Consider the following 24,273-nt stretch of genomic DNA (forward strand, 5'->3'; position numbering starts at 1 on the left):
TTAAACTGCGGGGAGCATGGAGACCCGCATGGCCGAACCCACAGTCCCCGCCGAGATCCTGGCCAGCGCCACTGCGCTGCGGGCCGAGATCGAGCAGGCCAACTACCGCTATCACGTACTCGACGATCCGGACCTTACCGACGCCGCCTATGACGGCCTGATGCGGGAGCTGGAGGCGCTGGAGGCGAAGTACCCCGCACTGGCCTCCGACGACTCACCGACGCGCAAGGTCGGCGCGCGCGCGCGCGGCGGCTTTGCCGAGGTTCGGCACGCCATGCCGATGTTGTCGCTGGGCAATGCGTTTGAGCAGGAAGGCGACACCGACCGCCAGCGCTTTCATGAAGTGGCCGAATTCGTGCGCCGCATTGCGCAGACGGTGGAGCGCGATCGGCTGGTGTTCTCGGTCGAGCCGAAGCTCGACGGCCTGGCGATCAGCCTGCGCTACGAGCAGGGTGTGTTCGTGCAGGGAGCCACCCGCGGCGATGGCGAAACCGGCGAGGACGTGACGGCCAATCTGCGCACGGTGCGGGCGATTCCGTTGAAGTTGCGCGGCAAGGGCTGGCCGGAGGTGCTCGAGGTGCGCGGCGAGGTGATCATGCTGCGCAAGGACTTCGAAGCCTTCAACGAGCATGCGCGCGCCCATGACGAAAAGCCGCTGGCCAACCCCCGCAACGGGGCGGCCGGTTCGCTGCGTCAGCTCGACCCCGCCATCACGGCGAAACGCCGCCTGAGCTTCTTCGCCTACGCCATTGGCGTGGTCGACGGCGGTGAACTGCCGCCGACCCATTCGGCTACCTTGCAACAGCTGCGCGAGTGGGGTTTTCCGGTATCGCCGGAGGTGGATGTTGCGGAAGGTTTCGACGGCCTGATCGCGTACTTCCATCGCATCGGCGCCAGGCGCGACAGCTTGCCGTATGACATCGATGGCGTGGTCTACAAGCTCGACGACTACGCCGGCCAGCGCGAGATGGGTTTCGTCTCGCGCGCACCGCGCTGGGCGATTGCGCACAAGTTCCCGGCGCAGGAGCAGACCACCCGGTTGCTCGACATCGAGGTGCAGATCGGCCGCACCGGCGCCGCCACGCCGCGGGCGCGGATGGAGCCGGTGCAAGTGGCCGGCGTGACCGTCACCTATGCCACCTTGCACAACGCCGACCAGGTGGCGCGGCTGGATGCGCGAATCGGCGACACCGTCATCGTGCGCCGTGCCGGTGACGTCATTCCGGAAGTGGTGCGCGTGGTCGAGGAGCAACGTCCCGATGGCACCATACCGTGGCAGATGCCAGCGCACTGCCCGGTGTGCGGTTCGGCACTGTTGCGAGAGGAGGGTGCCGCCGCATGGCGCTGCTCCGGCGGGCTGATCTGCGCGGCGCAACGCAAGGAGGCGCTGATCCACTTTGCCTCGCGCCGTGCGATGGATATCGAAGGCCTGGGCGAGCGCTTCGCCGAGGCGCTGGTCGAGTTCGACATGGTAAAGACGCCTGCCGACCTGTATCGCCTGACCGTCGATGATTTTGTCGCCATGAAGCAGCGTGCCGACGAACGTGACGGAACCACCCCGGAAACCGTGAAAGCAGGGAAGGTTGCGACCCGGTGGGCCGAGAACCTGGTCGAGGCGATCGCTGCCAGCAAGCACACCACCTTGGCGCGCTTCCTGTTCGCGCTGGGCATCATGCACATCGGCGAAAGTACGGCCAAGACCCTGGCGAGCTGGCTGGGTCGGCTCGACTTCGTGCGCAGCACACCGGCGCCGGTGTTGCGCCTGCTGCCGGACATCGGCAGCGAAGTGGCTGATTCGATCGAAGGCTTCTTTGCACAACCGGGCAACCAGCAGGTGGTGGACGATCTGCTGGCCCGGAACATCACTTTTGGCGATGAGGCGCCTCCCTCACCGAAGCTGCGGGAGAAACTCGATCTGGCGCACCTGCTCGACATGGCGCCGATCGGACAGCTCGGACCCAAACGTACCCGCCTGCTGGCCCAACATTTTCCCACCTTGCAACAGTTGCGCGCGGCCGGTGCGCCGCACTGGATCGTCGCGGGTCTGCCCCAGGCGGCGGCAGCCAATCTGGCGAGTTTCCTTGACGACAGCGCCGCTTCGGCCCGGCTCGATCGTGCCGAGGCCGCGATGCGGCGCCTGCTCGATGCGATCCCGGTAGCCGCTGCCGTGAGCACCCTGCCGCTTGAGGGGCAGACCATCGTGCTCACCGGCACCCTGGAAACGCTGGGGCGCGATGCGGCGAAGCAGCAGCTGGAGGCACTGGGCGCCAAGGTTTCCGGGTCCGTGTCGAAGAAAACCAGTTTCGTGGTGGCCGGTGCCGAGGCCGGGTCCAAGCTGGACAAGGCTACCGAACTGGGCGTCGAGGTGTGGGACGAAGCACGCCTGCTCGCCTTGCTGGACCAACACGGAGCATCGCGTTGAGCCAGTCGTCGCTGGTTGCGGCGTTGCAGCTGCGTGCGCGGCTGTATCAGCGGATCCGGGCGTTCTTCGCCGAACGCAATGTGCTGGAGGTGGAAACCCCGATCCTGTCAGCCGCGGGCAACACCGAGCCGAACATCGACAGTTTCACCACCTGCTTCAGTGGCCACGTCGATGCCGGTGCACGCCAGCGCTGGCTACGTACCTCGCCGGAGTATCCACTCAAACGTCTGCTCGCCACTGGGATCGGCGACTGCTATGAGCTGGGGCGGGTGTTCCGAAATGGCGAGGCCGGCGGCCGGCACAACCCGGAATTCACCATGCTGGAGTGGTATCGGGTCGGCTGGGACCATCGGCGGCTGATGCAGGAGACCATCGGTCTGGTCGACGCGGCGCTGGCCATGGTGGGGCGGCGGGCCGAGGTGGTGATCCAGGGCTACCGGCAGCTGTTTCTCGATGAACTGGACATCGATCCGATGCATGCCCCGGTCGAGCATCTGCGGGCGCCGCTGGATGAGTACGGTATCGATCCGTCGGGCCTTTGCCGCGACGACTGGCTCGACCTGCTTGTCACCCATCGCCTGCAGCCGGCATTTCCGCGCGATCGCATCACCGTGATCCACGACTATCCGGCGAGCCAGTGCGCGTTGGCGAAGATCCGCCCGGGCGAACCACCGTTGGCCGAGCGCTTCGAACTGTACCTGGGGCCGTACGAACTGGCCAACGGCTACCACGAACTCAACGATGCCGCCGAGCAGCGCGCCCGGTTCGAGCGTGAGAACGCCATGCGTCGCGAGCGCGGGCTGGCGCAGGTGGTCATCGACGAGCGCCTGCTGAGCGTGCTCGACGTGCTGCCCGATTGTGCCGGCGTGGCACTCGGTGTCGAGCGCCTGCTGATGTGCTTTGCCGACACCGATGCGATTGCCGACGTACTGGCGTTTCCGTTTGCGGAGGCGTGACCGGCGGATGCCGTCCATGGCATACGCCGGCCGGCACTACGGGGTGTCGAAACGCAGCGCCAACGTCTGCCGCTCGATCAGGCTGACAGCCGGCTGATCCTGCAGGCGCAGGTCGTGCAGCTCGAACGGTGCGCCGACTCCCTTGATGCTGTCCCGGTCGAAATGCAGTACCAGCTGCCCATCACCCTTGCGCAACACGGCTGCCGATTGCGCGAACGCCGCCGGCACCATGCGTCCGTTCGCGGCACGACCGTAAAGCACGGCCGAGGCAGCGAACCGGCTGGTGCTCGCGGCCGTCACGCCCAGTGTGATGTCGATGCCGTGATCGGCACTGCGCGAGGTTTTCGCCATCCCGCTGAAACGTGCGGTGGGGACCGCTGCGGCGAACACGGTCGTGGTGTCGCGGCGCACTTCGTTGCCGGCGGTATCGGTGCCTGCAGTGAAGCTGTGCACTTCCCACAGGCCGGGCACGGACGGAATGTTGCGGGGCTGCACCTCGGTGGTAAAGCTGCCGTCGCGTTGCTGCTGGTAGGTGAGGGTGGTCGTGGTGCCGTCGGGTGCACGCAGGAACCCGCCGACGGCAGCCAGCGGTGCGGTTTTTCCCGCGTCATCCATAGCCACGCGCACGTGCATGGCGTTGCCCAGCAGCACCTCGTTGCGATCACCGTGCGCGGCAACGCTGTAGGGGCTTTCCGGCTCGAACACGTGAACCACGTAACGACCGCTGGCAGCGGGCGCCTGCAGCGTGGCGATGCCGCTGCCCAGTTCCGGCTTGAGCTTGAACATCATCGAGGCTTGCGGCACATCCATGCCGGCCGCCTGCAACGACGGCGCGTCGGCCAGCGTGCTGCTTGCCTGCTGCAGATTCAGCGACTGTCGACCCAGCTGCAGTTGTACCTTGCTCGCATCCAGCCGGCCGCCCTGCGGGTCGCTGGGACTCAGCCGGATGATCGCGCCGGGAGCGGTCAGCGGAAGCTCGATGCCGCGTTGCAAGGTGGTGGCCGAGACGTCCATCCAGTATTCGCGGCTGCTGCGCACGAAGGGCTTTGCCGCACTCTTCACCGGTTGGTCATGCGGCAGCGCCCAGCTCACGCTGATCGGCCGGCGTTCCATGCGTATGCGGGGCATGCGTGCCTTGGCCGCGCTGGTGAGTTGGGTGGAAAGGGTGGGGCTGGTCGGGCTGGCGACGCCCGCAAGCAGGGTGGTCGGCACCAGGTCCCCGGGTTGCGCGGGAAGCAAGGCGTGCGTGCCGGCTAAGGCGGGAGCCGCGGTGAAGATGGCCAGCAAGGCGCTGGCAAGTATCTTGTGCTTCATGGCATTCACTCCCTGATGTCGTTGGCAAGGATGGACTGAAGGCCGAAGCAGGCCCGCCGGCTCTGGTTGTGGTTGAGCACATAGCCATGGCTGGTGCGCTGCTTGTCCTTGAACCACAGCGTGCCGGCCGCACTGGCACTCGAGCATTCGATGAAGCCATCCGAACAGCTGCTCAGCCAGTTCTGGGTGATCTCCAGCCCAACGCTCTGGGAGTAACCACCGCAGTACGCCTCGCTTTTCCAGAAACCGGAGACCACATCCGTGCCGACCACGTCGCGAAACGGCACCGGCAACGCCGGCCGGCCGGAGGTGCCGAGCAGGTATTGCTGGTTGTAAGTAGCCATCCATCCGACCTGCTGCTGGCGCACCGCGTCGTTCTTGTAGCCGAGCAGCCAGCCCAGCGCGGACTCGAACACGTTGCCGGCAATCACCGCATCGGCCAGCGGCGTGCCGGCGCTGGACGGGGCGATGGCGTCAACCTTGACGGTGTGACTGATGATGTTCGGATAGCGCGCATCCCAGGTCGGGTTGGACAGGATCCAGCGCATCACGTTGCCGCCGTTGGAATGGGTGATCACGACCAGTCGATCGATGTGGTGGCTGGTGATGAATCCGTCGAGCTGCCCGGCCAGGCAACCGGCCGCCCGGGTGTCCCACATGTACTGGGTGAAGTCGCAATTGACCACCAGCAGATTGTTGCGGTCGGTGAGGCCGTTGCGGATGCCTTCGACCATGGCTGACTGCCAGTAGTCGTTGTAGGCGTCGGTCTGGCTGCCGGTGCCGTGCACCAGGGCCACGCCGGTGGTGGTGGCAGCTGCGCCAGTGCAGGCCAGGGCAAGTGACAACATCAATGTTGTGCGTCTCACGTGAGTGTCTCCCCTCGTATGCAGCAAACTGCTGCGAGTGAAGCCGACTCGCCCGATCACAGGAACGCCAAACCACCCGTGCTGCAGGCCGGTCGACTACGGGTGATGCCGATGGGCATCGTCAGGATGTGCCGCATGATCCCCCCGAACCATGCGGCACGGTATGGACTCTATCAGCGCCATACGTGCGCGTCTTGACGCAAGTGCACAATCTTCCTGTGGATGTCTCGGACAGTCATCGCTGCTAACGTGGCGCACTTGCGAAAAGGGCAATCCCACCAGCCGATGAGCACGTCTTCAGTCACTGTCATACAGGCGGCCGGTCGGCTGGGCCGGGGCGATGCGCGAACGTTGCTGTTGTCGGCGCTGGGCGGCGCACTGGAGTTCTACGACTTCGTGGTTTTCGTGTTTTTCGCGATCCCGCTGGGCCACCTTTTCTTTCCACCGGCGACGGCGCCCTGGCTGGCGCAGTTGCAGGTGTACGGCATCTTCGCGGCCGGGTACCTGGCGCGGCCGCTGGGCGGCATCGTGATGGCGCATTACGGCGACACGCTGGGACGCAAGAAGATGTTCCTGCTGAGCGTGTTCCTGATGGCGCTTCCTACCTTGTGCATAGGATTGTTGCCGGTGTACGCGCAGGTCGGAGCGCTGGCGCCGCTGATGCTGTTGCTGCTGCGCGTGGTGCAGGGCATCGCGGTGGGTGGCGAGGTGCCCGGTGCGTGGGTGTTCGTGGCCGAGCACGTGCCGCCGCAAAGGATCGGTTTCGCCTGCGCCAGCCTCACCTCCGGGCTCACCGTCGGCATCCTGATCGGTTCACTGGTGGCGGTCGCGATCAATCGCGGCATGTCGCCGGCGCAGGTGCTGGATTATGGCTGGAGGCTGCCGTTCCTGATCGGCGGCGTGTTCGGTTTCCTCGCGGTGTGGTTGCGCCGCTGGTTGCGCGAGACGCCGGTGTTCGAGGAGATGCACGCGCGCAAGGAACTGGCCCGCGGCCTGCCGCTGCAGCAGGTGTTCGTACACCACCTGCCCAGTGTGCTGCTGTCGATGCTGGTGACCTGGATGCTGACCGCGGCGATCGTGGTCGTGATCCTGATGACGCCCTCGCTGGCGCAGTCGACCTTCCATGTTGCGCCGGCACGCGCCTTTGTCGGCAACAGCGTGGCGGCGTTCGCGCTGGCGGTGGGTTGCCTGTGCTATGGCTGGCTGGCGGACCGGCTCGGCTATGCCCGGACGCTGCTGGTGGGTGCGCTCGGTCTGCTGTTGGCCAGTTATGCGCTCTACCTCGACGTGCGGTCAGGCGGCACGCATTTCGTCGCACTTTATGCGCTGGCCGGCTTCAGCACCGGGGTGGTCGGCGTGGTGCCGGCGTTGATGGTCACGGCGTTTCCGCCGGCGGTGCGTTTTTCCGGCCTGTCGTTCTCCTACAACGTGGCGTATGCCGTGTTCGGCGGGTTGACGCCGCCGCTGATCGGCTTGCTGGTGCAGCGCGTGGGCGTGCTCGCGCCGGCGCATTACGTGGCACTGACGGCGTGCGTGGGCGTCGGTGCGGCCCTGTCCGTGATGTCGGCTCAACGACGACAGGCTGCTAGAACTCCAGCTCCTGTGCCGCGCACAGGTAGTCGATCAGCGGGGCGACGCGTTTGAATGTGGCCACCGTCCGAGGCAGCAGTTCGCTGGAACAAGCCAGTGCTTCGTCGAAGCGGGTGGTGGCGACAAAGTCCTTGCGTTTGAGATCTTCGATCAACTCGTGTGCGGGGTCATAGCCGCGTGGCGGCCGCACCAGCGACTCGCCGCCCAGCTGCAGATGTTCGCGGAAGGCCTTGCCCTGGGTGGCGCGCTTCCACGCCGCCGGGTTGTCGACCAGGAATTCGCGGATGTGTTTCAGCGCACCGGGTTCGGGGTGCCACATGCCGCCCCCAGCGAAACAGTCATCCGGTTCGATATGCAGATAGAAGCCGGGCGCCTGGATTTCACGGCGTCGTTCATGGGTGAAGCGCGAACCCTGCCATGACTTGTACGGAAGCTTGTTGTTGGAATAGCGCGTGTCGCGATAAATGCGGTACAACGAGCCGCCGCTCTTGCGCGGATCGGCGCGGTAGTGCGGGCTTATCTTCGCCAGTGGCGCCTGCATGTCGGTGATCAGCTGCAGGAATGGTTCGCGCACATGGCGCTCGTAGTCGTCCTTGTGTGCGTGGAACCACTCCCGGTGGTTGTTGCGCCCCAGCGCGCGCAGAAAACGAAAGGTCGCGGGAGTGAAGTAGGTTTGCGGCATGGTGGTCCGTCGTCGGATTCGGTAGGGCGGGCTCTGCCCGCCGAAGGTCTGGCATGCGGTGGAGGCGGACAGAGCCCGCCCTACGCGGACGAGATGTCATCGATGCTGGCGGCAAGCTCCTCGCCCCACGCCTGCAGCTGATCGAGCAGGGCCAGCTTGTCCTGCGCCGGCGCAGCATGGCGCAGTTCGCTCAGCCGGGCGAAATAGTCGTCGAGCGTGAGCCCGGTCAAGGCCGTGTGTCGGGTCAGGCGGTCCCGGCGGAATGCTTCCCATCGGGTCTGCTCATCCGGATCCAGTGCTTCAGGCCAGTTGCGGGCGCGATAGCGGAACAGCAGCTCCGGATAGCGCGGGTCGCGGAACGGGAACGCGCGTGTGGCGAGTTCCTGCGGCGGCGTGGCGCGAACCTGACCAAGCAGGCGCTTATCGGTATCGGGAAGAAAGCCGCCGCCGTACAGCGCCAACTCCGGGTCTTCCGGCGGAGGAAATTCGGCAGCCCGCTGGAATACCCGGCGCAGCTTCTCGGCGATGCCGTCGACCGCGCGCAGGGTGTCGCGGTGCGCCAGGCAGCGCTCCGGATCCAGTTGCAGACGGTCCAGATCCACCCCTCGCAGTACGGACAGCGGCGCCAGCGCCGGGGCATGGTTCGCGCGCACGGTGCGCAGCGGGATACGCTCGATGCCCTCGGGCAGGTCGGCACGCGGGGTGAAAATGCGATCGGCGATCTCGTCTTCGTCCAGGGCCAGCCACTGGGCAGGATCGGTGGCCAGGTCATACACGATGATTTCGCCGCTGCGGCCCGGATGGGGCGCCAGCGGTGCGATCAGCGTGAGGCAATGGCGACTGGCCGGGTAGCGTGAGGAAACATGCACCAGCGGCGTCATGTTCACCACGTCGAGCAGCTCGAACACCTTCTGCTTGCGCCGCAGTGCGTAGTACCAGTCCCACAGTCGCGGTTGACGCACGCGGATCAGACGGGCCAGGTCGATCAGCGCGTAGACGTCGGACAGCGCGTCGTGAGCGCGTTCCTGGTTCAGCCCGTTGGCGCTGGCCAGGTGTTCCAGTTTGAAGCTGGGCGAACCGTCGTCGCGCGTCGGCCACACAATCCCTTCCGGCCGCAAGGCCTGGCACATGCGCACCAGGTCGATCAGGTCCCAGCGCGAGTTGCCATTTTCCCACTCGCGCCCGTAGGGCTCGTAAAAGTTGCGGTACAGCATCTGCCGGGTGAACTCGTCGTCGAAGCGCAGCGAGTTGTAGCCGACCCCGCAGGTGCCGGGCGTGGCCAGTTGTTCGTGGACACGGGCGGCAAACTCGGCCTCGCTGACGCCCTCACGCTCGGCCTGTTGGGGCGTGATGCCGGTGATCATGCAGGCGTCGGGATGGGGCGGCATTTCCCGTGACGGTTTGCCGTAGAACATCACCGGTTCGCCGATGACCTCCAGCTCCATGCTGGTGCGGATGCCGGCGAACTGCAGCGGGCGGTCGCGTCGCGAATCGGCTCCGGAGGTTTCGTAGTCGTGCCAGAAGAGGGTCTGCATGCCCGGATGATCGCACGCGGGCATCGGACGCGGGCAAGGCTGATAAACTTCCCGGCACAAGGAGATTCCATGAGCCAAGCCCACGAAGACAACCTGATCTGGATCGATCTGGAAATGACCGGCCTCGACACCGACACCGACTCGATCCTGGAGATCGCCACGGTCGTCACCGACAAGAACCTCAACGTGCTGGCCGAAGGGCCGGTATTCGCGATACGCCACGAGATCGACCGGCTGGAATCGATGGACAGCTGGAACACCAACCAGCACCACAAATCCGGTCTGTGGCGCCAGGTGCTGATCTCCGAAACCGATCACGAGATGGCCGAGCAGGCCACGGTGGATTTCCTGCGCGCCTGGGTGCCGCCCGGCAAGTCGCCGATGTGCGGCAATTCGATCTGCCAGGATCGCCGCTTCATGCATCGACAGATGCCGCGGCTGGAGCGGTATTTCCACTACCGCAATCTCGATGTGTCCACGCTGAAGGAACTGGCGCGACGCTGGGCGCCGGAAATCGCCAAAGCCGTGGGCAAGGAATCGGCGCATACCGCGCTGTCCGACATTCGCGACTCCATCGCCGAGTTGCGCCACTACCGCCGCTACATGGGCGAGCTTGGCGGCAAGGTGGAATCTGATGCGTCACCCGACGCGTAACCGGACGGGGAGGTGAGCGTGTCGAACGATCCGTTTGCACCGGTGCTCGATTGCGCAGGCCGACCGCTGCCGCTGGATCGCCCGCGCGTGGTCGGCATTCTCAACCTCACCCCCGATTCGTTTTCCGACGGGGGCATCCACGGCAGCGTGGACGAAGCCGTGGCGCATGGGCTGCGCATGGTCGAGGAGGGCGCCGACATGCTCGATGTCGGCGGCGAATCGACTCGTCCCGGCGCCGACGAAGTGTCCGTGGAAGAGGAGCTGCGGCGCGTGCTGCCGGTGATCGAACAGCTGGTTGCCCGCACTGCCGTGCCGATCTCCATCGATACCTCCAGGCCGGAGGTGATGCGCGCCGCCGTGGCCGCAGGCGCCGGCATGATCAATGACGTCCATGCGTTGCGCCGCGACGGCGCAATGGACGCGGCGGCCGAACTGGGCGTGCCGGTGTGCCTGATGCACATGCTGGGTGAACCACGCAGCATGCAGGACGATCCGCACTACGACGATGTCGTGGGCGAGGTGCACCGGTTTCTCACTGATCGGTTGTTCGCCTGCGAGCTGGCCGGCATGGACCGGCGCAAGGTGCTGGTCGACCCCGGCTTCGGCTTCGGCAAGACGCTGGAGCACAACGTCGCCTTGCTGTGTGCCCTGGAGCGTTTTGCCAACCTGGGCGGGGGAGTGTACGCCGGCCTGTCGCGCAAGCGCATGATCGGCACGCTGACCGGGCGCGCCACGCCCGCCGATCGCGCCGCGGGTTCCGCCGCGGCAGCCCTGATCGCGGTGCAACGCGGCGCGCGCGTGGTACGTGTGCACGACGTGCTGCCCACGGTCGATGCGTTGGCCGTATGGCAGGCGGTACGCGCGGCCGACGCGATGCCACGCCGGGATGATCGACCCGCGATGCCGCGGTGGCCGGACGATGATTGAGGCATCCTTTGAGTGGCCGCACGGGAATCCCCAGCTTTTCAGGAAGACAACATGAGTGATCGCAAATACTTCGGCACGGATGGCATTCGTGGACTGGTCGGCGAATGGCCGATCAGCGCGGACTTCATGCTGAAGCTGGGACGCGCCGTGGGCGCGGTGCTGGCGCGCGAGGGCGGCAAGCGTCCGAAGGTGCTGATCGGCAAGGACACCCGTGTTTCCGGCTACATGTTCGAGGCTGCGCTGGAGGCCGGACTGGTGGCTGCCGGCGCCGATGTCGGCCTGCTCGGCCCGATGCCGACACCGGCGGTGGCATTCCTGACCCGCTCGATGCGCGCCCAGGCCGGCATCGTGATCAGTGCATCGCACAACCCGCACCACGACAACGGCATCAAGTTCTTTTCCGCCGTGGGTGAAAAATTGTCCGACGAGGTGGAGACGGCGATCGAGCGGGAACTGGATGCCGATTTTGCCACCGTGCCGTCCGAGCAACTTGGCAAGGCGGTGCGTGTCGATGATGCCGTCGCGCGCTATGCAGAGTTTTGCAAGGCCACCGTAGCCGAGAATTTCAGCCTGCGTGGACGCAAGCTGGTCATCGACTGCGCGCATGGCGCCACCTATCTGGTGGCGCCCAAGGTGTTCGCCGAACTGGGCGCCGAGGTGGTTGCGATCGGCGACAAGCCGGATGGTTTCAACATCAATCAGGCGGTGGGCTCGACCCATCCCGAGACGCTGCAGCAGGCGGTACGCGACCATGCGGCCGACCTCGGCATCGCGTTCGATGGCGACGGCGACCGGGTGATCCTGGTTGACGGGCACGGCGATCTGGCCGACGGCGACGACATCCTCTATATCCTGGCGCGACATCTGCGCGGGTGTGACCAGCTGACCGGGCCGGTAGTGGGCACCTTGATGAGCAATTTCGGCTTGCAGCAGGCGTTGGCCAAACTCGACATAGCCCTGATCCGGGCCAACGTGGGCGACCGCTACGTGATGCAGCAGTTGCGCCAGCACCAGGGTATCCTGGGTGGCGAAACCTCTGGCCACATCCTGTGTCTGGATCGTGCCAGCACGGGCGACGGCATCATCGCTGCGCTGGCCGTGCTGGAGGCGCTGGCGGAGAGCAACGAGGATCTGATCACGGCGCGCCAGGGATTGAAAAAGCTCCCCCAGATCATGCTCAACGTACGCGCCTGCGGCGCGCGCGAGGCCCTGCAAAGTGACGAGGTACGCCAGATCCTGGCCGAAGTCGAGCAGACCCTGCAAGGCCGCGGTCGCGTGGTCCTGCGTGCTTCCGGCACCGAGCCGCTGGTGCGCGTCACGGTTGAAGGCTCCGACGGCGCGGAAGTGCGGCAGTTGGCAGAGAAGCTGGCCGGGGCTGTAAAATCGGCAGCCGAACGCTCGTGAACCTGTAGCCGCAGCAACAAGGTCGCCATGGATTGGCCCGACGTGCCCCGCCCTTGCGGTGGCGGAACCCGACCGCACGCCCCTTGAATGGATCACAGCCATGAAGCATGTTCCCACCCTCGATATCCGCCGCTACGACACCGAACGCGATGCCTTTGTCGCCGAGATTGGCGCGGCCTACCGTGAATTCGGTTTCTGCTGCATCAGCGGCCACGGCATTCCCCGCGAGCTGATCGACGGTTCCTACGATGTGTTCCGGCGCTTCTTCGCGCTGCCTTCGGATACCAAGATGCACTACCACATCCCTGGTAGTGGCGGCGCGCGCGGTTACACGCCGTTCAAGGTGGAGACCGCCAAGGACAGCCAGTACGCCGATCTCAAGGAGTTCTGGCACATCGGGCGCGAGATTCCGCGTGACTCGAAGTTCGCCGACGTGATGCCGCCGAACATCTGGCCGGCCGAGGTGCCGGATTTCAAGCGTTACGGCTATGGCCTGTACGAGGCGCTCGATCACTTGGGCACGCGCGTGCTGCGCGCGTTGGCACTGCACATCAAGCAGCCGGAAAATTTCTTCGAGGACAAGACCGAGGTCGGCAACTCGATCCTGCGGCCGATCCATTACCCGCCGATCACCGACGAGAACGTGCCCAACGTGCGCGCCGGAGCCCACGAGGACATCAACTTCATCACCCTGCTGGTCGGCGCCAGCGCCGAAGGGCTGGAAGTGCTCAGCCATGGCGAGTGGTTGCCGATCACCACCGAGGGCGACGCCATCGTGGTCAATATCGGCGACATGCTGCAGCGCCTGAGCAACCACGTGTATCCTTCCACCTCGCATCGCGTGGTCAATCCGCCGAACGAGAACGCGCGCAAGCCGCGCTATTCGGTGCCGTTCTTCCTGCACCCGAATCCGGATGTGATGCTCGATCCGCTCGATTCATGCATCACGCCGGACAACCCGCGCCGCTACGACACCTCGATCAGCTCGCACGAATATTTGTTGCAGCGGTTGCGTGAGATCAAGTTGATTTAGGTGGGAAGCGGTGTTCGGCCTTCGGTGTTCAGTGTTCGGGGATCTTCAGGCCATCCAGAAAAAGACGGCGGTCATGCGTTTGGTCGCCGTTTCCAGTCCCCAGTAGGCGCTGGCGCTGTGGATGAGGTTGGCCTTGTAGACCAGCAGGCGGTTGTAGCGATGTTCCACCTGCACATCCACGACGAATGAGTTCGGCTGCACGAAGCGGTTGCCGAGCGCTTCGGCCAGGTTGCGATGTGGCGGCAGCACGATGTTGCCGCCGAGCTGGCCACCCGGCATGCGCTGGCGGAAGAAGCTGGTTCCGCAATGCTTGGGCACGTCCGGGTTGAGATACAGCACGGCGGCGTAACGGCACAGGTGCGAGGAGTCGGTATGCGGTTTCACCGAGCCTTCGACCGAACCAACCAGCTGCACGCAGTTGTGGTTCAGGAGGGTGCCGGCCTCGCTCTGCTCGACCCAGACCCTGGCGGCGCCGGTCAGTTCGCGGATTTTCGCATCCAGCGTCGCCAACTCCCGATCAAGCAAGGCCGGCGTGGTGCGCATGCCGGGCCACACTTCGCCGGTATGCGGGTAGCCCATCTCCCAGTCGGTACTCGCCAGGCAGCGCGCGCGTACCTCGTCCGCGTTCGCCAAGGCGTCGTCCACCACCCAGTAGTCGCGGCCGTGTTGGGGTTTGCGATAAGGCAGGGGACGCATCTGGGTGGGCATCAGTGACATGCGTGCGAAACCTGGTGTCGGAGAAGTGGCTGCAATGACCGCTGCGATGGCGTGGGTCAGCGGGCTTCGGAATCCCGGTAGCGCGTTCCTTGCCGGGCGGACAGTCTCGAGGCCAGGCGATCGGGCATCAGTTGCAGCATCGACTTGATCAAGCGGTTCACCCGGCCCGGGATGTAGACCGCGTCGCCGCGCTCGACGGCATCGATACCCTGGCGCACCACCTCCTCGGCGGTCAGCCACATATAGCCGGGCAACTTGTTCATCTTGTCGCGTGTTCGCGTGACATCATGGAACTCCGACCAGGTGAAGCCCGGGCACAATGCCGACACGTGGATCCCGTGCGACTGGTTCTCCAGCGCCAGCGCCTGCGAAAACTTGATCAGGTACGCCTTGCTTGCGGCATACAAGGTGTGTCCGGCCGGTGCCGGGACGTGTCCGGCCAGCGAGGCAATATTGACGATGCGACCATGGCCGCGTCGGCGCATGCCGGGCAGCAGGCGCCATGCCAGTTCGGTGGGTGCGGTCAGCAGAACGCGCAGAAAGTCGGCGTGGGTGGCCCAGCTGTTGGCATCGAATGCGCCGGGCACGCCGTAGCCGGCGTTGTTGACCAGCCAGTCCACCTGCAAATCGCGCTGGTCCAGGGCATCGCACAGCCAAGCGACGGCGGCGGGGTCGGCCAGGTCGTGCGCGAGCACGGTGACCCGTGTGTCGTGTTGCGTCTGCAGTTCGGCCGCCAGGCTATCCAGTCGCTCGACACGGCGTGCGGTGACCACCAGGTCGTGCCCCAGGGCGGCGAGTTGCCGGGCGAACTCCGCGCCGATGCCGGATGAGGCGCCGGTAATCAGGCTGAGGGGGCGTGCAGGCGTCATCGGGAGCTCCATCGGGTTGAACTGCATTCTCGACCACGCTGGCTGCCCACGCCACCCGGGCGCGACATCCTGACGTTTGCCGCCATCGCGAACGCTCGCTAAGCTTGGCGTTTGACTGTCGTGGATGCACACCATGCGCAAGAAACTGGTCGCGGGCAACTGGAAAATGCACGGTAGCCGTACGATGGCCGCCGCCCTCGTGAAAGAGGTGGCTGCGGCCAAGCCGGCGTCGATCGACGTCGCGGTGTTCCCGCCGTTTCCCTATCTCGCCGAGCTGGCGTCACAGCATCGCGACAGCGGTCTGGGTATCGGTGCGCAGGACCTCAGCGAGCACGAAGGGCAGGGTGCGTATACCGGTGAAGTCTCCGGCGCGATGTTGGCGGATGTCGGTGCCGGCTGGGTGCTGGTCGGGCATTCGGAGCGCCGGCAGTACCACCATGAGGACGACGAACTGGTGGCGCGAAAGTTCGCTGCCGCGCGTGCTGCCGGACTCACACCGATCCTGTGCGTGGGCGAGACCTTGCAGCAGCGCGAGAACGAGGAGACCGAAACGGTCATTGCGCGCCAGCTGCAGGCGGTGCTGCGGAGCTCCGGAGTTGCCAGTTTCGACACGGCGGTCATCGCCTACGAACCGGTCTGGGCCATCGGCACCGGCCGTACCGCCTCGCCGGAGCAGGTCCAGCAAGTCCATGGTTTCATTCGTAGCCAACTGGAAACCGAAGATGCTACACTTTCCCGTCTGACCCGACTGCTTTACGGCGGTAGTGTCAAGGCGGCGAATGCCGCCGAGTTGTTCGCGCAGGCGGACGTGGACGGTGGACTGATCGGTGGCGCTTCGTTGACTGCAGCCGACTTTCTTGCCATCTGCGCCGCTGCACACCAGGCGCCCCAGGCCAGCTAGCAAACAGGCTCCACAAGAAACTTATGTTCGTCATTTTCAGCGTGTTTTACATCCTGATCGCTGCGGCGATGATCGTGCTGATCCTGCTGCAGAACGGAGCAGGCGCCGATGCCGGCTCGGGCTTCGGTGGCGGCGCTTCGGCGACGGTTTTCGGCGCGCGCGGCTCGTCGACGTTCCTGACCCGCGCGACCGGTGTTCTGGCGGGGCTGTTCTTCCTGCTCAGCCTCGGCATGGGTATCTACCTGCATGGCCATGGTGCTCCGCAGGCCGCTGGGAGTGGTCTGGGGGTGATGGCTGGCGCGACTGAACAGCCGGCGCCTGCACCAGCGACGCCCGCGGCGGCAACCGGTTCGGAAGTACCCGCGGCCACGCCAGCCAGCGACAACAAGGCTGTGCCGGCGGCGGTGCCGGCAGCCACGAACAGCACTCCGGCCCCAAGCCAGGGTGACGTACCGGCCGCGACGCCGCCGGCAACGAAAAAGCACTGAAGCAACACACCTGCCCAGGTGGCGGAACTGGTAGACGCACTACCTTGAGGTGGTAGCGACGCAAGTCGTAGGGGTTCGAGTCCCCTCTTGGGCACCATATTGAAGGTTTCGGCATGCCATGCCGGAATCGAAGCACGAAAAGCCGCCCATTGGCGGTTTTTCTGTTCCAGACGCGGCAAGGCGGGCGCGCCCATGGGTCAATCCGCAGTTTGGGGGGGGATAAGGCGAATTTCGTACAGCCATCGTAGGGGTTTGCTGACAGATCGACTGGCGGGTGCGTGACATCCTGCCTGCGGGCAGTGGCTGGCGGCGGAGGGGATTCGCGCACGATGCGGTTGCCCCTGCGCAACGGGGTGAATTCGATGTGGACTCGGTGTCCGCTGGTTGGAACGTCCGCCAGCGGGGAGTGACACTGCTCGGGGATATGCATCGGTGGATGCGACCTGGTCGCAGCGGCTCGGTGGTTGGCAGGTGTCCCGACCGGATTCCGATCGCCTGGGCATCGCGGGAAGACGGGGCCAGGTCTGGCCTTTACGGGAACGGGGATCGTGGCCCTTGCATTGGTTGGCCGCGCAGCCTAATTTCAAGCAGTCCAGTCAAGGAGGAATTACATGATCAATGTTGTCCTGGTGGACGACCATGAGCTGGTTCGCACCGGCTTCCGGATGATCCTGCAGCAGCAGCCGGACATCAACATCAGTGGAGAAGCGGGTAGTGCCGAAGAGGGCTTGCGCCTGATTCGCACGCTGTCGCCCGACATTGCCCTGGTGGATGTGCATATGCCCGGAATGAGCGGGATCGAGCTCACCGAGCGCGTGTGCCGCTCAAAGCTGTCCACCCACATCGTCGTTGTCACGGTGGTTGACGACGCACGTTTTCCCAAACGGCTGCTTGATGCCGGCGCACTTGGCTACCTGACCAAGGGCTGCAGCGCTGAGGAACTGGTCTCGGCGGTGCGGCAGGTGGCTGGCGGCAGGCGCTACCTCGCGCCGGCCGTCGCGCAGCAGCTCGCGCTTGCCACGCTCGATGGCAGCGCGTCGCCGTTCGACATGCTCTCCAGTCGCGAGTTGGAAGTGGCGATGATGCTGGTGCGCGGCAAGCCGCTGACAATCATCGGCGAGCAACTCAATTTGAGCCCCAAGACCGTTTCCACGTACAAGCAGCGGCTGATGGAAAAACTGCAGGTGGATCACGTGTTGAGCCTGGCACACTTGATGACCGTGCATGGTCTGATCGACGCACCGAGCCATCACGTGGGCAATTGACGCCCGCGTTCTGGTTCCCTGAAGCAAAAAAAAACCGGACAAGCGTCCGGTTTTTTCTTTCATGACATGCCGCCTCAGTCGTGAGACTCACGATCGGGCTTGTCGGCACTCGCCGGCACGTTGACCGCAGGTTCACGTGTGGGCTCACTTGCCGGCGACGCTTTGATGACGGGAGCGGGCTGGGCCAGCAGATCGCCCTGTTTCGGCTGCGGCGCCGTCGCCGCTGCAGCAACCGTCACCGTCTGATGGTTTACCGGTGTCGAGGCATGCGTGACCGTCGTTTGCGTGACCGTCGCCGGCGAAACCGGGGCTGCGCGCTCTGGTGCCGGCGTGGCGGCAACCGGCGCCGGCGCGACGTTGGACGTGGGTACTACCGGCCGGATTGGCGCGGACATGACCGGGCTGGGCGCGGGTGCCGGGGCCGCAGGTGCACGCCCCTGCTGTTGGCTCGGCTGTGGCGCTGGCGTGGTTGGGGTCGTCGCCGGTGGCACGGCTGCCGTCGTGCTGACCGGGGCTGGCGTGGTCGGGCGTGCAGGCTCGGGTTGCACGACTGGGCGAGCTACCTGTGGCCGCGCTGGCTCGACACTTGCGGGCACCGGCGAGCTTGTTGGCGCTGGCGCGGCCTTCGGCTCAACGTGGGGCGTCGCGTCGGTTGACCTGGGCTGATCCGATCCGGCTTGTGCTGGCTGGCTGTGCTCCGGGATCGGAGGCAGGGTCGGCAGGTTGAATGCGGCGTTGGCCGGAGCGGGTGCCGAACCAGTTCCGCTCGACCTGGCGGCGTTGTCGGTTGGCACTTCAATCGGGGCCGGCTTCTCGGCAGGCTTTGACGCGACGGCTGGCTGCTTGTCCGATACCGGTGCCGGTGCTGCCGCTGCGGGTGCATTGCCCGTTGCCGCAGGCTTCGGCGCCGCGGATTCGTTCACGACGCGCGGATCAGGCGATGCAGCGGGTTTCGCGGTGTCGCTTGGCGAGCTGTTGGCTGGCTTGTTGCGCGCCGACGAGTCGGCGTTGTTGTCACGATCTTCATCGTCCAGCGCCTGCGCTTTCTCGGTGTCGACGGTCGGCGTGCCATCTTCGTGACGACGGCGACGACGGCCACCACGACGGCCGCGACGGCGACGTGACTGGCCGCCATCTGCTTCGTTCCCTTTGTCAGCGGTGCCGGCTGCGTCCGTCGATTCCGTCACGGGTGTGGCGAGCGCGGCGGCTTCCTTCTTGACGTCGTCCAGTGCCTCGGTTGTCGCCCGATCGGTACGTTCGCCACGTGGCGCCCGCTCGGGCTTCGGGGTCTGCGGCTTGCGCTCGGGCCTTGCTGCGGCGTTGTCGCCGTTCGCCGTCGCTTTCGGCTGGCGCTCGGCACGGGCGGTCTGCGTCTGGGACTGCGGGGCCTGTCGCGACGAGCTTTCGTTGTTGCGCTGGCGATTGCTCCGTGCCTGCTGCTGCGAGCTGGACTTCTGCGCCTGCTGCGCGGTGGAGTCGCGTCGTGGTTGACGCGCCGGCGTGCCGTTGCTGGAAGCACGCGTGCCACGCTCATCACGGCGCGTACGGGTATTGCTGTCCTTGCGCGCGGCCGAACTGCGGCCCGGCTCGGGCGCAGCAGCTTCGGCCGTGCGGAACCAGCCGAACAGTCGGGCAAGCAGCCCGCCTGCTGCCGGTGCGGCGGCAGGCGCGGCAGAAGTCTGCCGACGCGCAGGTTGGCTCGGCGCGGCAGCGGGTGCGGCGACTTCGTCGCGGACGGGCGCAGGCGTACCCGGAACGATGCCGCTTACCGCGGGCTGCTCGCCGCTGCCCAGGGCCTGACCCATCTTCGGCAGTTCGGTGGTTTGCACGGCGGTCAGCATTTCGTAGCTGGGCTTGCTGTGCTCGCCCATGTCCGCTTCGCGGATGCGCTGGATCTCGATGTGTGGCGTCTGCAGCTTGTCGTCGGCGACGATCATCACGTGCACCTTGTGGCGCAGTTCGATCTCCACCACGCTGGCGCGCTTTTCGTTGAGCAGGAAGTTGACCACGCTGGTCGGCGCCTGCACCAGCACCTGGCCGGTGTTGTCCTTCATCGCGTGTTCTTCGATCAGGCGCAGGGTCGACAGTGACAGCGATTCCACGCTGCGGATGGAGCCGTGACCTTCGCAGCGCGGGCAGGTGATCTGGGTCGCCTCGCCCAGGCTCGGGCGCAGCCGCTGGCGCGACATTTCCATCAGGCCGAAGCGCGAGATGCGGCCGACCTGCACGCGGGCACGGTCGAGTTTCAGCGCGTCTTTCAGGCGTTCCTCGACTTCACGCTGGTGGCGCGGGCTGTCCATGTCGATGAAGTCGATCACGATCAGGCCGCCGGCGTCGCGGATGCGCGCCTGGCGCGCCACTTCCACGGCCGCCTCGCAGTTGGTGTTGAACGCGGTCTCCTCGATGTCGCTGCCCTTGGTGGCCTTCGACGAGTTGACGTCGATGGCGGTCAGCGCCTCGGTCTGGTCGATCACGATCGAGCCGCCGGAGGGCAGGCGCACCTGGCGGTCGAACGCGCTCTCGATCTGCGTTTCGATCTGGTAGCGGGTGAACAGCGGGGTGTCGTCCTGGTACAGCTTCAGCTTGCGCAGCGCGTTCGGCATGACCTGCTGCATGAACTCGCGCGCGTCGTTGTAGAGCGGCTCGTCGTCGATCAGGATCTCGCCGATGTCGCTGCGCAGATAATCGCGCAGGGCACGGATGAACAGCTTCGATTCCTGGTAGATCAGGAACGGCGCCTTCTGCTTGCCGGCGGCTTCGGAGATCGACTTCCACAGGGTCAGCAGGTAGTCCAGGTCCCACTGCAATTCTTCGGCATCGCGGCCGAGGCCGGCGGTGCGCACGATCAGGCCGACCTCATCAGGTACGGTGACATGGTCGAGTGCTTCCTTGAGCGCCTGCCGATCCTCGCCCTCGATCCGGCGCGAGACACCGCCGGCTTTCGGGTTGTTCGGCATCAGCACCATGTAGCGGCCGGCCAGGCTGATGAAGGTGGTCAGGGCGGCGCCCTTGTTGCCACGCTCTTCCTTCTCGACCTGCACGACCACTTCCTGGCCTTCCTTGACCAGTTCGCGGATGCCCGATTTGTGGTGGTCGAGGCCCGGCGTGAAGTACTCGCGGGAGATTTCCTTCAACGGCAGGAAGCCGTGACGCTCGGCGCCATACTCGACGAAACACGCTTCGAGTGATGCTTCAACTCGGGTGATTCGGCCCTTGTAAATATTGGACTTTTTCTGTTCCCGCGAAGGAATTTCGATGTCCAGGTCGTACAGGGTTTGGCCATCGACAATGGCCACACGCAACTCTTCACGCTGAGTCGCGTTGATCAACATACGTTTCATGGTGGTAATCCTCGGCTTGGCCGTGCGTCGCGAGCCTCGGTGGCGCCTTGAATGGCGGCCTGCCGGGGATCGCGCCGCTGCGGTAAAGCGGCAAAAAAACGGCACCGTTGCCGGTGTCGGGGATGATTCGGTCAGCTGCGCCTGCTGCCGCGATACCCGATGGCATCGGACAAACACCAGCCCAAACCGTTACGATGAAAGGGAGCCGCGACCGGCAACCAGAGGCAACCGGCGCAATCCTCGCCGACGTCACGGGCGGGCACTCCACGCAGTCCATACGGCAGACAGGTGGAAACCAGCGCTTGGCGAGTATCCTATCTAAGCAGGCTTTTTTCAATGCAGACGGCAACTTCCCCCGACGCACCTCACGGTGTTCGTCAAGTCGCGATTGGCCCCGAGCGGGATGGCCAGCGCATCGACAATGCCCTGATGACCCTGCTCAAGGGCGTTCCCAAGAGCATGATCTACCGCCTGTTGCGTACCGGTCAGGTGCGGGTGAACGGCAAGCGGGCCAAGCCCGACACGCGTCTCACTGATGGCGATACGCTGCGTATTCCGCCGGTGCGGGTGGCTGAACGGCCCGAAGGACGTGCCCCGGCGGCCGGGCAGGTCGCCGAGGTGGCCGATTCGGTCATTTTCGAGGACAAGCATTTTCTGGTGATCGACAAGCCTTCCGGCGTGGCCAGCCACGGCGGCAGTGGCGTCAACCACGGCGCGATCGAACTGCTGCGTGCCGCGCGGCCGCAGGAGCACCTGGAGCTGGTGCATCGGCTGGATCGTGATACCAGTGGCGTGCTGGTGTTGGCCAGGACCCGCGCCGGCCTGACCGGCCTGCAGGCGGCCATCCGCGCCGGCGAAGTCACCAAGCAGTACCTGTGCCTGATGCTGGGTCATCCCTCCAAGGCCAAGTTCGACGTCAACGCGCCGCTGCTGAAGTCCGTGATGCAGGGTGGCGAGCGGATGGTGCGGGTAGCCGACAGCGGCAAACCCTCGCTGACGTTCTTTCGTGAGATGGAGCAATACCCCAGCGCCCGCCTGATGCAGGCAACCCTGGGGACGGGCCGCACGCACCAGATCCGCGTGCATGCGGCGCATATCGGCCACCCGCTCGCGGGCGATCCGAAATACGGCGATCGCGAGATGAACAAGCGCTACCGCGAGATGGGTCTGCACCGCTTGTTTCTGCACGCGGCGCACATGAGCTTTGACCTGGACGGGCGGGCGTACAGCTTCTCCGCGCCGCTGCCGACCGATCTCAAGGATTTTCTCGACACGCTCTCGGTCAAGGGCAAGCGACTCGTCTACACCCGCGAGAAGTCGCGCACTGATTTCTGATCAACGCGCCAGCAGTGCTTCGATCCGCGCTGCGCAAATGAAGTCGTTCAGCGAGAGCCCACCCACGTCGTGGGTCGACCACAACACCTGGCAATGGCCGTAACCGGCCTCCAGGTCGGGATGATGATCCTCGTGGTTGGCCATGAAACCCACCGCATTGATGAAACCCAGCGTGCGGTGGAAGTCATCGAACTTGAAATCCTTGACGATGGCCTTGCCGTCGTCGCGTACCTGCCAGCCGGGCAGGCGCTTCAGCAACTCAGCCACTTCGTCGGCGCCAAGTGCGTGCTCCTTTCCCTTTCGCGGCTGGCAATGCTTGGTCGATAGATCGTTGACGTTCATCGGGTGCTCCAGGTGGGTCGATTGTCAGGAAGCGAAGGGTCGAAGCTGCACCGGAAAAAGTCAAAGCATCGTGATTCCGACCATTCGTGGCGAAACAGGACTAAAATGGTGCTGATTAGCCGATGCAATCCATCGCCTCCCCATGAGCAACACCGGAGCCAAGCATGATCGACATTTCCGAACGGGCGCAGCAACACTTTCTGCGCCTGCTTGACCAGCAAGGTATCGAGGGTCTCGGTATCCGCCTGCGGGTGACCGCGCCGGGCACGCCAGCGGCCAGTTGCGAGCTGGAATTCTGTGAGGCGGTCGACCTGGCAGGCGGAGAATGGACGATCGAGTGCGCCGGTTTCGAATTCCATGTCGATGGCGACAGCGCCAGCTGGCTGGACCAGGCCAGCATCGACTTCGAACCGAACGCCACCGGTGGCCAGCTCAATATTCGCGCGCCGAAGATCAAGGGCGACGTGCCCGGCGCGGACGCCGGTTTGATCGAGCGCGTGCGTTACGTGCTGGAAGCCGAGATCAATCCCAAGCTGGCTTCGCATGGAGGTCGGGTGAGCTTGCTGGAGATCGACGCGGAAGGAGCCGTGGTGCTTCAATTTGGCGGCGGCTGCCACGGTTGCGGCATGGTCGACGTGACCTTGAAGCAAGGCGTGGAAAAGACCTTGCGCGAACGCGTGCCCGAGGTGACTGCGGTGCGGGATGCCACCGACCATGCCGGTGGCGAGAAGCCTTACTACAGCAAGGCCGAAGGCAAGTCCGCCATCGCCTGAGGGATCGGCGCGACCGTGGAATGAAGAGGCCCGCTTTCGCGGGCCTCCTCGTGCAAATGACCGGTCGGGCTTACTTGTCGCCGCCGATGTGACCCTTGAGCGTGTCGAGCTTGCTCGGCAGGCTGGAAAAATACGCGGCAATGTCTTCGATATCTTGGTCGGACAGCGTGGCCACCATGCCTTTCATGATCGGGTTGTCGCGCTGGCCGTCCTTGTACTCGTGCAGCACCTGCTGCATGTACAGGTTGTACTGGCCGGCGAGGCGGGGGTATTGCGGGTCGGTCGAATTGCCGTCCGCGCCATGGCAGGCGAAGCAGGTGGCAGCCTTGGTCTTGCCGGCGGCAGCGTTGCCGTTGGCCAGCAGCGGTGCGGATGCGAACGCCAGCACGGCGCCGAAAGAAATCAGTGTAAGCGCACGATTCATGCGGAAGTTCCTTTGCAACTACTTGGCGAGGCTGGAGAGGTAGGCGGCGATATTCTGGATATCCGTGTCGGACAGGCTTTCCGCCTGCGCGTCCATGGTCGGATGCTTGCGATCACCGCTCTTGTAGCCGTGCAACGCCGCCACGATGTACTGCTCGTTCTGGCCGGCGATCTTCGGCACCGGGTATTGCGGATACGCATTCGTGTACCCGGGTACGCCATGGCAGCCGGCGCAGGTGTAAACCAACTTTTTCCCCGCGGCCTTGTCGCCTTCGGCATGCGCGCTGGCAGTAGCGAAAAGAGCAGTGGCCGCGATCAGGCCAAGCATGTGCAATCGAGTCATCGAGATCATTCCCACCAGTACGCTGCGACTTAGGTAATGCAACCCGGCAAGTATAGACGTTGGCTTCACGCCTGAACAACACTGGACTGCGAA

Annotated in this window: 22 protein-coding genes and 1 tRNA gene; 13 read left to right on the forward strand and 10 right to left on the reverse strand. The window is 65.1% G+C overall.

Features of this window, described 5'->3' with window-relative positions:
* Positions 1 to 28: 28 nt before the first annotated feature.
* Positions 29 to 2,422, forward strand: coding sequence for an NAD-dependent DNA ligase LigA (ligA, locus tag AC0L58_RS07565; protein WP_473688220.1), 2,394 nt, complete (start codon positions 29 to 31; stop codon positions 2,420 to 2,422).
* Positions 2,419 to 3,378 carry an EF-P lysine aminoacylase EpmA gene (gene epmA, locus AC0L58_RS07570; protein WP_473688222.1) on the forward strand — a complete coding sequence of 320 codons (960 nt, stop codon included), beginning with the start codon at positions 2,419 to 2,421 and terminating at the stop codon, positions 3,376 to 3,378. Before ligA ends, epmA begins: the two co-directional genes overlap by 4 nt.
* Before the next feature lie 36 nt (positions 3,379 to 3,414).
* Here epmA and AC0L58_RS07575 read toward each other — a convergent pair whose 3' ends face one another.
* Entirely contained in the window at positions 3,415 to 4,692 is a 1,278-nt protein-coding gene (locus tag AC0L58_RS07575; RefSeq protein ID WP_473688224.1) for a DUF4785 domain-containing protein, read from the reverse strand.
* Positions 4,693 to 4,697: 5 nt separating this feature from the next.
* Positions 4,698 to 5,540 carry a hypothetical protein gene (locus AC0L58_RS07580; protein ID WP_473688634.1) on the reverse strand — a complete coding sequence of 281 codons (843 nt, stop codon included), beginning with the start codon at positions 5,538 to 5,540 and terminating at the stop codon, positions 4,698 to 4,700.
* 303 nt (positions 5,541 to 5,843) lie between these two features.
* Here AC0L58_RS07580 and AC0L58_RS07585 point away from each other — a divergent pair, with 303 nt between their 5' ends.
* Complete coding sequence (locus tag AC0L58_RS07585; protein ID WP_473688226.1) at positions 5,844 to 7,202, forward strand: MFS transporter; 1,359 nt, start codon at positions 5,844 to 5,846, stop codon at positions 7,200 to 7,202.
* Here the strand turns inward: AC0L58_RS07585 and AC0L58_RS07590 are convergent.
* Together AC0L58_RS07590 and sbcB are read right to left on the reverse strand one after the other, a co-directional pair.
* Positions 7,144 to 7,830: a DUF2461 domain-containing protein gene (locus AC0L58_RS07590; protein ID WP_473688228.1), complete on the reverse strand. Its 687-nt coding sequence runs from the start codon at positions 7,828 to 7,830 to the stop codon at positions 7,144 to 7,146. The genes AC0L58_RS07585 and AC0L58_RS07590 overlap by 59 nt on opposite strands.
* 80 nt (positions 7,831 to 7,910) lie before the next feature.
* Positions 7,911 to 9,365: an exodeoxyribonuclease I gene (gene sbcB, locus AC0L58_RS07595; RefSeq protein WP_473688230.1), complete on the reverse strand. Its 1,455-nt coding sequence runs from the start codon at positions 9,363 to 9,365 to the stop codon at positions 7,911 to 7,913.
* Between the two features lie 69 nt (positions 9,366 to 9,434).
* Here sbcB and orn point away from each other — a divergent pair, with 69 nt between their 5' ends.
* The 4 genes from orn (at position 9,435) to AC0L58_RS07615 (ending at position 13,383) form a co-directional block, all read left to right on the forward strand.
* Positions 9,435 to 10,019 carry an oligoribonuclease gene (orn, locus tag AC0L58_RS07600; RefSeq protein ID WP_473688232.1) on the forward strand — a complete coding sequence of 195 codons (585 nt, stop codon included), beginning with the start codon at positions 9,435 to 9,437 and terminating at the stop codon, positions 10,017 to 10,019.
* A gap of 12 nt (positions 10,020 to 10,031) precedes the next feature.
* On the forward strand, positions 10,032 to 10,946 hold the full coding sequence (gene folP, locus AC0L58_RS07605) for a dihydropteroate synthase (RefSeq protein WP_473688234.1): 915 nt from the start codon (positions 10,032 to 10,034) through the stop codon (positions 10,944 to 10,946).
* A gap of 51 nt (positions 10,947 to 10,997) precedes the next feature.
* Entirely contained in the window at positions 10,998 to 12,350 is a 1,353-nt protein-coding gene (gene glmM, locus AC0L58_RS07610) for a phosphoglucosamine mutase (protein ID WP_473688236.1), read from the forward strand.
* A 100-nt stretch (positions 12,351 to 12,450) separates the two neighbouring features.
* Entirely contained in the window at positions 12,451 to 13,383 is a 933-nt protein-coding gene (locus AC0L58_RS07615; protein WP_473688238.1) for an isopenicillin N synthase family dioxygenase, read from the forward strand.
* Between the two features lie 45 nt (positions 13,384 to 13,428).
* Here AC0L58_RS07615 and AC0L58_RS07620 read toward each other — a convergent pair whose 3' ends face one another.
* Both AC0L58_RS07620 and AC0L58_RS07625 read right to left on the reverse strand, forming a co-directional pair.
* On the reverse strand, positions 13,429 to 14,100 hold the full coding sequence (locus tag AC0L58_RS07620; protein WP_473688240.1) for a DUF6445 family protein: 672 nt from the start codon (positions 14,098 to 14,100) through the stop codon (positions 13,429 to 13,431).
* 56 nt (positions 14,101 to 14,156) lie between these two features.
* Positions 14,157 to 14,969, reverse strand: coding sequence for an SDR family NAD(P)-dependent oxidoreductase (locus tag AC0L58_RS07625; protein WP_473688242.1), 813 nt, complete (start codon positions 14,967 to 14,969; stop codon positions 14,157 to 14,159).
* A gap of 133 nt (positions 14,970 to 15,102) precedes the next feature.
* Between AC0L58_RS07625 and tpiA the strand changes: the two genes are divergently transcribed.
* From tpiA to AC0L58_RS07645, 4 genes are all read left to right on the forward strand, one after another.
* Entirely contained in the window at positions 15,103 to 15,870 is a 768-nt protein-coding gene (tpiA, locus tag AC0L58_RS07630; protein WP_473688244.1) for a triose-phosphate isomerase, read from the forward strand.
* A gap of 23 nt (positions 15,871 to 15,893) precedes the next feature.
* Complete coding sequence (secG, locus tag AC0L58_RS07635) at positions 15,894 to 16,358, forward strand: preprotein translocase subunit SecG (RefSeq protein ID WP_473688246.1); 465 nt, start codon at positions 15,894 to 15,896, stop codon at positions 16,356 to 16,358.
* Between the two features lie 12 nt (positions 16,359 to 16,370).
* Positions 16,371 to 16,455, forward strand: a tRNA-Leu gene (locus AC0L58_RS07640).
* Positions 16,456 to 16,969: 514 nt separating this feature from the next.
* A complete protein-coding gene (locus AC0L58_RS07645; protein ID WP_473688248.1) occupies positions 16,970 to 17,623 on the forward strand; it encodes a response regulator in 654 nt (217 codons plus the stop codon).
* A 74-nt stretch (positions 17,624 to 17,697) separates the two neighbouring features.
* On the opposite strand, the gene AC0L58_RS07650 is transcribed toward AC0L58_RS07645, so the two are convergent.
* Positions 17,698 to 20,964 (reverse strand): Rne/Rng family ribonuclease, encoded by a 3,267-nt coding sequence (locus tag AC0L58_RS07650; RefSeq protein ID WP_473688250.1) that lies wholly within the window; start codon positions 20,962 to 20,964, stop codon positions 17,698 to 17,700.
* A gap of 336 nt (positions 20,965 to 21,300) precedes the next feature.
* Between AC0L58_RS07650 and AC0L58_RS07655 the strand changes: the two genes are divergently transcribed.
* Entirely contained in the window at positions 21,301 to 22,299 is a 999-nt protein-coding gene (locus AC0L58_RS07655; protein WP_473688252.1) for an RluA family pseudouridine synthase, read from the forward strand.
* Here AC0L58_RS07655 and AC0L58_RS07660 read toward each other — a convergent pair whose 3' ends face one another.
* A complete protein-coding gene (locus AC0L58_RS07660; protein ID WP_473688254.1) occupies positions 22,300 to 22,641 on the reverse strand; it encodes a 4a-hydroxytetrahydrobiopterin dehydratase in 342 nt (113 codons plus the stop codon).
* Between the two features lie 164 nt (positions 22,642 to 22,805).
* Between AC0L58_RS07660 and AC0L58_RS07665 the strand changes: the two genes are divergently transcribed.
* Positions 22,806 to 23,414, forward strand: a complete 609-nt coding sequence (locus AC0L58_RS07665) for an NfuA family Fe-S biogenesis protein (protein ID WP_473688256.1) — start codon at positions 22,806 to 22,808, stop codon at positions 23,412 to 23,414.
* A 70-nt stretch (positions 23,415 to 23,484) separates the two neighbouring features.
* On the opposite strand, the gene AC0L58_RS07670 is transcribed toward AC0L58_RS07665, so the two are convergent.
* Both AC0L58_RS07670 and AC0L58_RS07675 read right to left on the reverse strand, forming a co-directional pair.
* Positions 23,485 to 23,838: a c-type cytochrome gene (locus AC0L58_RS07670; protein ID WP_473688258.1), complete on the reverse strand. Its 354-nt coding sequence runs from the start codon at positions 23,836 to 23,838 to the stop codon at positions 23,485 to 23,487.
* 18 nt (positions 23,839 to 23,856) lie between these two features.
* A complete protein-coding gene (locus AC0L58_RS07675; protein WP_473688260.1) occupies positions 23,857 to 24,180 on the reverse strand; it encodes a c-type cytochrome in 324 nt (107 codons plus the stop codon).
* Positions 24,181 to 24,273: the final 93 nt, after the last annotated feature.

This window comes from Rhodanobacter sp. G2-10 (assembly GCF_055809185.1).